We start from the raw sequence: 9,879 nt of genomic DNA on the forward strand, positions 1-9,879 counted from the left end.
AGCGATTTCCCTAGCGGACCGCGGTAAAGAGGACGATCAGGGCACGATCGGAGCCGTTCAGCTTGGAAGAGCCGACGACGATCGTTTCTCCCGCGTCGACGCCGAAGGACGTTTCCAGAACGCCATGCCAGCCTTGATCGTTCGGCGGCGCGTCGATCGCGCCGACCTCGAACGATCGCACCTGGATCTTTCGCTTGCCTGCTTCGTCGACCTGGGCGAGATGGAATGCGAACTTGACATCGATCTGTTGATTCTCGGGGCCCGTCATCGAGACCTCTGCCTTACCGTTGCTACGCATGACGGCGCTGTCGACAAAACGGTAGTGTTTATAGGTCAAGAACTGGCGGACGTCATCGACGGCGGGAAGCACGTTCGGCGGGACGTCCTTCAGTTCGGTCTCGCCATCATGATCGCCGACAAGAAGAACAATCTGAAATAGGTGGCTCGGGCCGCTGCGGTCTTTGGCGACGGTGGTGGTCCAGCTTCCGGCGAACAGCAACACAATAAACAGAACGACGACGACTTGGCGATTCTTGATCATCAGTTTCTCCTGAGGTTTAGATTTCAAAGTTGGGGTCCAGGACCCAGACGATCCGAGTCCCACCGGGGGTCGTGAACTGGACCTGGCGTGCTTGCGAGTCTGTCGGGAGTGTGACGATCTCACCGGTGTGCGGTGGCATCGTTGTCGTGTCGGGCACTCGAAGAGCGATCCAGGTCAGCAAAAGAAAAACGGTCGTCGCCGCAACGAGACCGCCGGCGGCCAGCCGGAGGGCAGGGGACTCCCGACGTGCGGCCTGTTGCCTCGCCGCCTCGACGACGGTCGCACGCGTGGCCGAGGTTGGTTCCGCGGCGTCGGTCAGGGGGTCGCCCTCCCTGAGCCATCGACGTAGTTGTTCGTCTCGATCTTGTTTCTTCATGTGGTTCCTTCCGTCGCCGCTCCCAGCCACTTCGCCAGCTGTCGTCGCGCCGCAGAGAGATGCCAGCGCACGGTTACCCGGTGGATGCCGAGGAGTTCTGCGATTCGGGCCGTGGGTAGGCCCTCCAGTTCGTGGAGCACGACGACCGCTCGTTGACGGGTTGTCAGGCGACTCAGACCGGCGTGCACCGTGACGCGGGCCACGGCAGCGTCTTCCGATTCCGAGGCCTCCGCTTCACGGCCGGGAATCAACTCGGCCGCATGCCGACGACGGACCGACTGGCGACGTGTGCGATCCCGGCTGAGATTGACGAGCACTCGCACGAGCCAGGCCTCTGCATGAGCGGTATCGCGGGGCACCGTCTCGAGCTTCCGGGCCGCCCGTAGGAAGGTCTCCTGGACCAGATCCTGGGCCTCGTCGCCGTCATGGCAGAGTCGTCGGGCCAGGGCGTAGAGACGGCGGTATTGCCGGTCGAACAGGGTTCCCAGCTCTTCGACCGCGAGGCCGCGAGTCTGGGTGTCGGGGGTCGATTGCCCGTCGATGGTCAACGCTTGCTCCACACACCTTCCATACGTGTGGGCCCTAAGAAGCGTTGGGTCCGTTTTCAAAGTTCTGGTTCACGGTGCCAACAGCCGCTACTCTGGGGTCATGAATAAGATTTGCCCTGTCTTGCTGGCTTTCGTCTTGCTCTCTGTCTCCCTCGTCGCATCCGCCGATGGCGAGAAGGAGATCGGCCTCGCAGCCGAGGTCTATCCCACCGGCGTGATTACCGCCGTGACCGGCAAGATGCCGTTTCGTGGCGATGGGCAGTGGCTCACCCTGCGCGTCGGTCACAACAGCACCGACCGGGACGACAACGGCGACCGCGATGATGAAGAAGGCGACGGCATCGGCGCGTCCGTCGGTTGGCGCAAGATGCTGAAGGATACAGACCGCGGCTGGTTTGCCGGTGCCCTTGTCGATCTGTGGTTCATGGAGATCGACTGGATCGACGATCCCGGAACGATGATGGAGACCCGCGGCACGACCGACATCACCGTCCTCCAGCCCACGGCGGAACTGGGCTACCGAATGCCGTTCGGAAAGCAGAATCGTTGGAACTTCGAACCCATCGTCAGCCTGGGTGTCGAGTGGAACGTCCACACCGACGGCGCAGATGTAGGTGAGGGGTTCATCCTACGTGTCGGTGGTGCCGTGTCGCGACGGTTCTAGTCGATCACAGCCCGTAGCGAAGTTCCGCCGCCAGCTCCAGTAGAGAGTCAAACACCCGCTTTGCATCGGGACTCTTGATCGACGTCTCTACGCGCACATTGGATTGGGACGATAGAAACTGTTCAACGACGCCGTGCATTTCTCGCTCCGATAGTCGTCGTCGGGCGCGGACGAGACGTTTCGTCGCGTACAACACCGTATCCCCGGTAATACGATCGAAGCGATTGATCGAAGCCGATCGATGGGCGACCTCCGACAGCAGATGCGGGACCGACATCCTGGAGTGCCGCGCTGCCCGTTGGATCAGGTCCGTGTAGGCTCTCTGGAACTCTGACGCCCTCCGTCGACGTGCCCTCGTCGGGCGGCGATCGTTGCGGTTGGCATAGGTACTCGCCCCGACCCGCAGGAAGCGCTCCGGCGAAAACGCTTCACCCGCACTCAACAGTTGAGCCGGCAGCTCTCGCAACAGGTCTCGGGTGCTGAAGATGGCGTTCCAGTTCAGACCGTCGCCCACCTTCACCGGCCCCCGGGCCGTCTGGGCTCGCTCGAAGTAGGCGTGGGCCTTGCGGAACCGTTCGACGGCGTCGGCATCGTGCTTCAACAACTGACGGCACGCCGATTCGGGAAGCCCGGTATTTCTCAGCAACAGCAAGCGCCGGTGGGCGTCGTAGGTCTCGTCGAAACGAGTTACCAGCGGATCCTTTGAAAACTCACGGATCGGTCGCTTCGTGCCCTCGATCAAATAGTCGCGAATCTGCGCGAAGGTCTGAACGATGTAACGAGCCTTACGACGCTGTTCGGCCAACGACGTGGACCATCGGGGCCCATCGTCGAAGCGGTACTCCCGGTGGTAGAGACCGAACTGACGGACCGAACCATAGTCGATGATGCCGGCGTCGATCAGGCAGTTGTCGCCATCCCAGTCCAACCAGCAGAAAATATAGTCGGTCTCGAATCGTGCGATGGATCGACCGAAGTCCTCGGCGACCCGTTCGGCCCAACGACGATACCGCCGGGAGCCACGGCTCTGCGGCAACTCGCCGTTGGCAACCTGACGCTCGATGGTCAGGTCGGTCACCCCACGGAGCCCAGCCAGGTCGTTCTGCTTGAGCCAACCAAACAGATGAGACGGACGAACGAGGTTCTTCGCCGCCCGGACCGTGATCCCGTAACCGTTGGGCAGTTCGATCACCGCCAACACTCTCTCCGTCGACATCCCGTTGCGATGGAATGTCTCACTCATCAAGGCCGATGAGAGACCCTCCATGAGTGTCGTCGTGCCGCAACCGTAGGAGGCGAGCCGGCTACCGGTCTTGAAGAACCGTCCCTGTTCCGCGGTGGCGGGACAGAGTCGGGTGACACCGGTGCCGCTACTGGAGAAGTCCCACCGGGTCCCGCGATGGGAGAGCGTGCCGTTCCAGATCCCACGCCCGTCGCCGGAGGTCCGGCCGCTGCGATCCGGATGCTGGAGCTGAAGATAGCGGGTCGCCATGTAGCGACCGGGGAGACGATCCCGTTCGTACGCGTCCCCACGCTCCAGGTCGTACTCATTAATAATGGTAAGACAGAACGTATCCAGGATCGCCTGTCGCAGCTTCCCGTTCAGCCGAGCGGGGTGGGACGACGGGATGAGACCGGTCTCTCGGGCCAGTTGGAAGTTGAACCAGACGACCTTGCCATCCGGGATCCGCCGCGCCGCATAGTCGACGAATCCGTCGGGGACGGCACTCTTGAACGGATGCGAACCATCCAATCGTCCGAACTGCCTGTACGGTTTTTGACCCATGGTCCTTCGAAAAACCTAGTGCCTTCGATTGGGGGCAGGCAATGGGGCGTGTATTCCGGGGGAAAACGGGATGGCGTGTGCTATGAAGGGACGTCGGATCGAGAAATTCTGGAGACTGAATAATGAAGCCATTACTTTTTGTCGGGTTCGCGGTTCTTGTTCTGATGGTTGCCGGCGTTGCCTGTGTGTCCGAGAAACCGGCCGAAGCGGAAACTGCCGCGGGATATGCCGAGCCCGAAGTCACTAGCGCCGTACGTCAGGCATACCCCAACCTGTCATCGGACGTCGTGTTCGAGAACGACCAGATGATCGTCCAACACCTGACCTCCGCCGCGGGCGAATGGTCCGGTGAGCATACCCACGAAGGCGGCCAGGTCGTCATCGCGCTGCAGGCGGGAACCACCGACTACCGAGTGGGCGACGAGGAGACCGACCGCTCGTTCGCCCAGGGAGAGGTCTGGGAAGTGCCGGCGATCGAATCCCATGACCACGCCGGCTCAATCGAGGGAGACGCCGGGTTCCTGCTGGTGACGTTAGCTCCGGGCGAGGCCAGCGGTACCGGTGTCGCGCAGGAGTACGCCGGCACGCCGACCAACGTCGTCCTCGAGAACGATCGTGTCATCGTCCAGGCGATGACCTTCGAACCCGGTGTCTGGTCCGGGGAGCATGGACACCCCGGTGGCCAGATCGCGTTCGTCATCGTCGGTGGAACGATGACCTATCGCGAGGGTGGTGAAGATACCGAGCGAACCATCGAGACGGGCAAGGTGTTCGAGATCGAGGCCGTCGAGGCTCACGATCACGCGGTGACCGGTGCGAACGCGATGTCGACGGTGTTGCTTACGTTGAAGTAGTTGGAGAGGTGGGACGGCGTCGCTCCCGGCGCCGTCTCAGCTGTACCGACCCGTGCGGTGCTGGGGCAGGTAGAACTCGGGGATCATCCGATCGACCCGTAGCAATCCGGCGCGTGTCAGCGCGATCCGGTCGGCATGAACGGTCAACCAGCCCTTCGCCCGGAACCGTTCCAGGGTCGTCGAGAGACGATCCGGCGCATCGATCCCGTACTTGGCGCAGAGTCCCGCGGTATCGACCGTTCCCAGCTTGAGTTGCAGCACGAACTCGCGCAGCCATTTCTCGGCCGCGTTCAACTCGTAGGCTCTTCCCAGCGGCAGTTGACCCGCGTTGAGGGCTTCTACGTAGCTGGTCAGCCGCGTTTCGTTCTGCTGATGCATCCCACCCAGGTAAGAAAATGACGAGACGCCGATGCCCAGCAGGTCCGTCCCACGGTACTGCGCATCCTGGTAGACGAAGCGGCATTTCTCGCGGTCACGCACCGCGCTGTATGCGGTGGTGATCGAATAGCCCGCCTGCTCGAGCGCCACGAAAGCGCGCTTCAACCGATCTCGCTTCGTCGCCCAATCCGCCGGCACCGACTCCAACGAGTCCTCGCGCAGCGAGCGAAACAGCGGTGTATTGAAGGGGATCTCGAGCTGGTAGATCGTCACGCTGTCGGGCGCCAGATCGATGATGCGTGAAAGGCTGTCGAAAAATGACTGTTCCGTTTCACCGACCAGTCCCACGATGAGATCCAGATTGACGACGTCGAAGCCGACGCGTTGAACCCTATCGTAAGCACGCAGGACGTCGTCCACGCCGTGCGAACGATCGTTGTCACGCAACACAGTGTCGTCGAGTTGTTGCACGCCCAGGCTGAGCCGCGTGATCCCCGCCGCGCGCAAGAAACGCAGCTTCTCCTCTGTCACGCTACGGGGTGCGCACTCGAACGTCGCCTCCTCGACCGCGTCCCAGGGTGCGGTCGCCTGGAGGTTGCCGAATAGCCGCTCCAACTGCGAGAGCGACAGCAGCGAGGGCGTTCCGCCACCGAAGTAGACGAACGACAGAGGACGCCCATCCATAGCGGGCTTGCTCATGTAGCTCGAGAACTCGTGTTCCACCGCCGAGAGGTAGTCGCCCATCTCCTGCAGCCGCCCGTCGTGCGCCATGTAATAGCAGTAACGGCAGCGGTGGATGCAGAAGGGGATGTGGACGTAGAGCCCGAACGGGTCCGGGGTTGCGGGAGTCTCGAGCGTTTGAAGAAACCGATCGGTCTGATCGGGTTGCCAGCAGGAAAACGGGGGGTAGGCGGAGACGAAGTAGTTGCCCGCCACGGGCTCCGGCGTCGCCGATGGCTCGATGTTGCGGCCCTCGCTCATCTTTACATGCTAGGCCAATTCAACCGGTCGCGCCGTCGTTGCATCTACGTAGAGGCGTGGGTTTCCGATTTGACTGGAGCGGGAAACCGGGTTCGAACCGGCGACCCTCAGCTTGGGAAGCTGATGCTCTACCAACTGAGCTATTCCCGCTCTCTGTGCCGTGTTTGCAGAGGATACCAGATCGCCGTCTCCGCGCACAATCTCGAACCGCGTCTCTCAGTACCGATTGCGCTCTACCGAGCCGGTGCGATCCGAAACCGGGTCCTCTTTCCGATCCTGTACGTCTCGAAATCGTTGTGATCGATGGTGAGGATGGTGGACACGGCCTCGCGTTCTGCCACACGCACGAGGGTTGCGTCAGCGAAGTCCATGGGTCGGTTGCGGTATCGTTTCATCAGCTCTTCCAACGCGGCGCTATCCGCGTCGGTGATCGACAGCAAGGTCACCGCGCCCGAGCGTACAAAACGCCAGGCCGCCGCAACATCTCTCTGGTTGTCGCCGAGCAGGTGAAACACCTCGGCCAGGACTGCGCCGGTCGTCGCCAGGGGCAGACGCAAAGAGGTGAAGGCTTCTCGACAGCGGTCGTGCCAGCGGTCGTCAGCGTCCAGAAGAGCCAGGATGGCACCGGTGTCGATGAGTCCCTTAGCCTGCACGGCGCTTGTTCAGTCGCTTTCTGACCAACTGTCGAGACCGCTCGGCTCGACGGGGATCCCCTCCGTGGATCTTTCCGAGTGTCTTGGTCGCGGCTCTATGCAGGCGTCGCTGGATCGCCTCTTGGTCGCCATTAGAGTCTGCCTGTTCCAGCCAGGCGGCGACGATGCTGTCGAGGAGCTTCGACACGGTCATCTGCTCGGCACGCGCCGCTTCTTCCAGAGCGGACTTCAACTCCGGATCGACGCGCCAGCTATACACTTCGGATTTTCCCATGTACTACAATGTAGTGCATTTGACTCTCGGCGACAAGCGGGATCGCTGTGCGAGAGGCCAGGACCGGATCCACTCTACGCCGATTTCCCGGAAGACTCCGCGGTTGAGTCCGCTAACGGTTTCCGAAAGATAACTCGAAATCACGTGTCAAGATTTGACGAGTCGGCGAGAGCACCGCTCGAACTGAAACGTGTCCCCGAAACCCCTCTTGGGTACACGTCCCGCTTTTCAGCAGGGAGAGATGCCGGGATTTTCGTTTCTCGCCCGACTTGGATACGATTACCCCATGACGCCGTCGGACAAAGATGTGAAGCCACCCGCGCTAGGCAGGTCGACTGTTCAGTTGTTCGTAGCGATGGCGATCGTGGGCGGGCTGGCCGCCTTCGGCATGTTCAACTCCATCATGAACTTCCCACTGGTCTTCGGGGGCATCTGCCTGGCGCTGGGATGGTTCAATCTGTGGCGCAGCCGGGCGACCGTACGAGCCGCGCCGTGGGCTTTACTGCTGCTGGTCGGAGCGGCCTTGCCGGTGGCGGGGTGGCTGTACCAGCAGAACATCGTCCGAGAATCTCAAGCACGAGCGCAGACGCGAACGTTCGAGTTGCTGGGCGGCACCCAGGCCCCCGCGCTGGTCGGTCTCGAACCGCTCAACACCGATTCACAAGCGCTGGCGGCCGCCGCCTCATACGCTGGACCGGCGACGATCGTCGCGTTCTGGGCCACCTGGTGCTCGCCGTGCTACGTCGAATTGGAGGAGCTCGACGAGCTTTACCGGAAGCACCGCGAGCGTGGTCTGTCGGTGGTGGCGATCACGCGCTACGGGGAATCGACCGAGCCCGAGAAGCGCAGACAAGTGCGGGAGAGCTCTGCGAAGTTCGCGCGCAAGCGTGCGTTTACGTTCCCGGTAGCGATCACCGCTGAGGACGACCTGTATCGAGCCTTCCAGGTCCTCGGGATCCCTCGCACCGCACTGGTCGACGGCGATGGCACCATCGTCGACTACGCCGTGGGCCTGGACGGTGCACGCGAGTTGATGCGGAAGGCCGAACAGATGGTGCTCGCCTCGCAGGGCTCATGACAGACTCCCGCCGTGTCGTTGTCGCTCGGAGAGCTGACGCTCCTCCTCAGGTGGGTTCAGCCGCTTCAGCACCCCGAAAGTAACGCCGCCGGAAGTACAGCTCTTCATGGTGCTCCGGCGGTCACCGCCCTCGGCAACCCACGGTGCCGATCGCGTCCGACCCTTCGAACCGTTGACCGTCGGCGGTCGCGCCGACAAGCGTCACCGACTCGTCGCCGCAGACGATATGGGATTCACGGGTGCGATAGTGGGTGAGCAGGTCCATGAAGCCGTCGTGGTTCACATCCTGCAGGTGATCGCCGTGGGGCAGGGGACCGTTCAGACCGTGAGCAATGGGCGCTTCTCCCGGACCGAAGCGCAGCGTCGTCACGTCGATGTCGGAGACCGAGAACGTGTCGTTGCCGAGAATCGCGACGGGAATCACCCCGCGGCTACGAGGGTTAACGCTGTTGGAGTCGCTGCCCGGCTTGATGTCGATTTCGATCGACAGGACCACCTCACGTTGATTGATCAGGATGGATACGTCGTCCGATCTCTTGTTCACCACGGCGAGATCCTGCGCGCCATCGCAGTTGAAGTCACCTACCGCGATCGAATACGTGAAGTCCCCGGTGCCGAAGTGCTGAGCCGCTCCGAAGTCGCCGGTCCCCAACCCCAGCCGCACCGAGACGTCTTGTGAGTCCGAGTTCGCCGTGGCGAGGTCCTGCAGCCCATCGCCGTCAAAGTCACCCACCGCGACCGATAACGGGTCCCCGCGACCGGCGAAGCGTCGTTCGGCGGCAAAGCTGCCATCCCCCAGACCCATCAGCACCGATACGTCGCTCGTGCCGTCGTTCGTCACGGCGAGATCCGGCACGCCATCGTCGTCGAAGTCACCGACCACGACCGAGCTTGGATAGGCCCCCACGTTCAGGCGCTGCTCAGGCGCGAAGCTGCCGTCGCCCAGCCCGAGTAGGACCGATACGTCGTGAGAGAAGTGGTTTGCCACGACGAGGTCCTGCGCGTCATCGCCGTCGAAGTCACGGACGGCAACCGAAACTGGAGCGTTCCCAAGGCCGATCCGCTGCTCCGAACCGAAGCTGCCGTCGCCCACGCCCAGCAATATCGAGAGGTCGTCCGATGTGAAATTTGTCACGGCGAGGTCCGCCACCTGATCGCCATCGAAGTCACCCAATGCGACCGAGAGCGGTCCGTCGCCCGCTGTGAACCGTCGCTCAACGGCAAAGTTTCCGCCGCCCAACCCCAGCAGGATTGAAACATCGTCCGAGGCGGCGTTTGCCACGGCGAGGTCCGGTACGCCGTCACCGTCGAGGTCGCCGACGGCGACCGAGTCCGGGAACCCGCCGACGCTGAAGCGTTGCTCCATGGCGAAGCTGCCGTCACCCAGACCCAGCAGCACCGAGACGTCGTCCGAATGCGGGTTTGCGACGGCGAGGTCCGGCACGCCATCGTCGTCGAAGTCACCCACCGCGACCGATTGCGGTTCGTCCCCGACATCGAAGCGCTGGTCCGTGGAAAAGCTGCCGTCGCCCACGCCCAGCAGCACCGCGACGGCACTCCAGGACCCATCGTTCGTCACGGCGAGGTCCTGTGCGCCGTCGTCGTCGAAATCACCCACCGCGACCGAGCGGGGGCCCTGCCCCGCGTTGAAGTGCCGCTCGGCGGAAAAGCTGCCGTCCCCCAGCCCCATCACCACCGAGACGTCGTCCGATGTCGAAGCGTTGGCGAAGACGAGATCCTGCGCGC

The 9,879-nt window shown here is 62.6% G+C and carries 11 protein-coding genes and 1 tRNA gene; 3 read left to right on the plus strand and 9 right to left on the minus strand.

The window, feature by feature from the left end; genetic code table 11:
* Window positions 1-10: 10 nt before the first annotated feature.
* The 3 genes from OES25_11365 to OES25_11375 are packed head-to-tail and all read right to left on the minus strand — an operon-like array spanning window position 11 to window position 1,477.
* A complete protein-coding gene (locus OES25_11365; protein MDH3628237.1) occupies window positions 11-541 on the minus strand; it encodes a hypothetical protein in 531 nt (176 codons plus the stop codon).
* Window positions 542-557: 16 nt separating this feature from the next.
* Window positions 558-917 carry a hypothetical protein gene (locus tag OES25_11370; protein ID MDH3628238.1) on the minus strand — a complete coding sequence of 120 codons (360 nt, stop codon included), beginning with the start codon at window positions 915-917 and terminating at the stop codon, window positions 558-560.
* Entirely contained in the window at window positions 914-1,477 is a 564-nt protein-coding gene (locus tag OES25_11375; protein ID MDH3628239.1) for a sigma-70 family RNA polymerase sigma factor, read from the minus strand. Before OES25_11375 ends, OES25_11370 begins: the two co-directional genes overlap by 4 nt.
* Before the next feature lie 88 nt (window positions 1,478-1,565).
* Here OES25_11375 and OES25_11380 point away from each other — a divergent pair, with 88 nt between their 5' ends.
* Complete coding sequence (locus tag OES25_11380) at window positions 1,566-2,129, plus strand: autotransporter domain-containing protein (GenBank protein ID MDH3628240.1); 564 nt, start codon at window positions 1,566-1,568, stop codon at window positions 2,127-2,129.
* A gap of 4 nt (window positions 2,130-2,133) precedes the next feature.
* On the opposite strand, the gene OES25_11385 is transcribed toward OES25_11380, so the two are convergent.
* Complete coding sequence (locus OES25_11385) at window positions 2,134-3,915, minus strand: hypothetical protein (protein MDH3628241.1); 1,782 nt, start codon at window positions 3,913-3,915, stop codon at window positions 2,134-2,136.
* Window positions 3,916-4,037: 122 nt separating this feature from the next.
* Here OES25_11385 and OES25_11390 point away from each other — a divergent pair, with 122 nt between their 5' ends.
* Complete coding sequence (locus OES25_11390) at window positions 4,038-4,769, plus strand: cupin domain-containing protein (protein ID MDH3628242.1); 732 nt, start codon at window positions 4,038-4,040, stop codon at window positions 4,767-4,769.
* A gap of 36 nt (window positions 4,770-4,805) precedes the next feature.
* Here the strand turns inward: OES25_11390 and OES25_11395 are convergent, their stop codons facing one another.
* The 4 genes from OES25_11395 to OES25_11410 all read right to left on the minus strand — a co-directional run bounded on the left by OES25_11395 (window position 4,806) and on the right by OES25_11410 (window position 7,055).
* The gene (locus OES25_11395) at window positions 4,806-6,128 is read right to left on the minus strand and encodes a coproporphyrinogen III oxidase family protein (GenBank protein ID MDH3628243.1); all 1,323 of its coding nucleotides are present in this window, start codon (window positions 6,126-6,128) and stop codon (window positions 4,806-4,808) included.
* Window positions 6,129-6,202: 74 nt separating this feature from the next.
* A tRNA-Gly gene (locus OES25_11400) sits at window positions 6,203-6,278 on the minus strand.
* Window positions 6,279-6,361: 83 nt separating this feature from the next.
* Window positions 6,362-6,781: a PIN domain-containing protein gene (locus OES25_11405; GenBank protein ID MDH3628244.1), complete on the minus strand. Its 420-nt coding sequence runs from the start codon at window positions 6,779-6,781 to the stop codon at window positions 6,362-6,364.
* On the minus strand, window positions 6,771-7,055 hold the full coding sequence (locus OES25_11410) for a hypothetical protein (protein MDH3628245.1): 285 nt from the start codon (window positions 7,053-7,055) through the stop codon (window positions 6,771-6,773). Before OES25_11410 ends, OES25_11405 begins: the two co-directional genes overlap by 11 nt.
* 286 nt (window positions 7,056-7,341) lie before the next feature.
* On the opposite strand from OES25_11410, the gene OES25_11415 reads away from it, so the two are divergent.
* Entirely contained in the window at window positions 7,342-8,133 is a 792-nt protein-coding gene (locus OES25_11415) for a TlpA family protein disulfide reductase (protein ID MDH3628246.1), read from the plus strand.
* Window positions 8,134-8,254: 121 nt separating this feature from the next.
* Here the strand turns inward: OES25_11415 and OES25_11420 are convergent.
* Window positions 8,255-9,879 (minus strand): VCBS repeat-containing protein (locus tag OES25_11420; GenBank protein MDH3628247.1); only part of this gene is annotated, 1,625 nt, incomplete at its 5' end.

It is taken from the genome of Acidobacteriota bacterium, from assembly GCA_029861955.1.
In the GTDB taxonomy this organism is placed as follows: domain Bacteria; phylum Acidobacteriota; class Polarisedimenticolia; order Polarisedimenticolales; family Polarisedimenticolaceae; genus JAOTYK01.

Excerpts from the sequence above, each read along its gene's own strand:
- OES25_11390 (MDH3628242.1), top strand. The coding sequence starts at position 4,038 with ATGAAGCCATTACTTTTTGTCGGGTTCGCGGTTCTTGTTCTGATGGTT.
- OES25_11365 (MDH3628237.1), bottom strand. The coding sequence starts at position 541 with ATGATCAAGAATCGCCAAGTCGTCGTCGTTCTGTTTATTGTGTTGCTG.
- OES25_11410 (MDH3628245.1), bottom strand. The coding sequence starts at position 7,055 with ATGGGAAAATCCGAAGTGTATAGCTGGCGCGTCGATCCGGAGTTGAAG.
- OES25_11385 (MDH3628241.1), bottom strand. The coding sequence starts at position 3,915 with ATGGGTCAAAAACCGTACAGGCAGTTCGGACGATTGGATGGTTCGCAT.
- OES25_11380 (MDH3628240.1), top strand. The coding sequence starts at position 1,566 with ATGAATAAGATTTGCCCTGTCTTGCTGGCTTTCGTCTTGCTCTCTGTC.
- OES25_11395 (MDH3628243.1), bottom strand. The coding sequence starts at position 6,128 with ATGAGCGAGGGCCGCAACATCGAGCCATCGGCGACGCCGGAGCCCGTG.
- OES25_11415 (MDH3628246.1), top strand. The coding sequence starts at position 7,342 with ATGACGCCGTCGGACAAAGATGTGAAGCCACCCGCGCTAGGCAGGTCG.
- OES25_11370 (MDH3628238.1), bottom strand. The coding sequence starts at position 917 with ATGAAGAAACAAGATCGAGACGAACAACTACGTCGATGGCTCAGGGAG.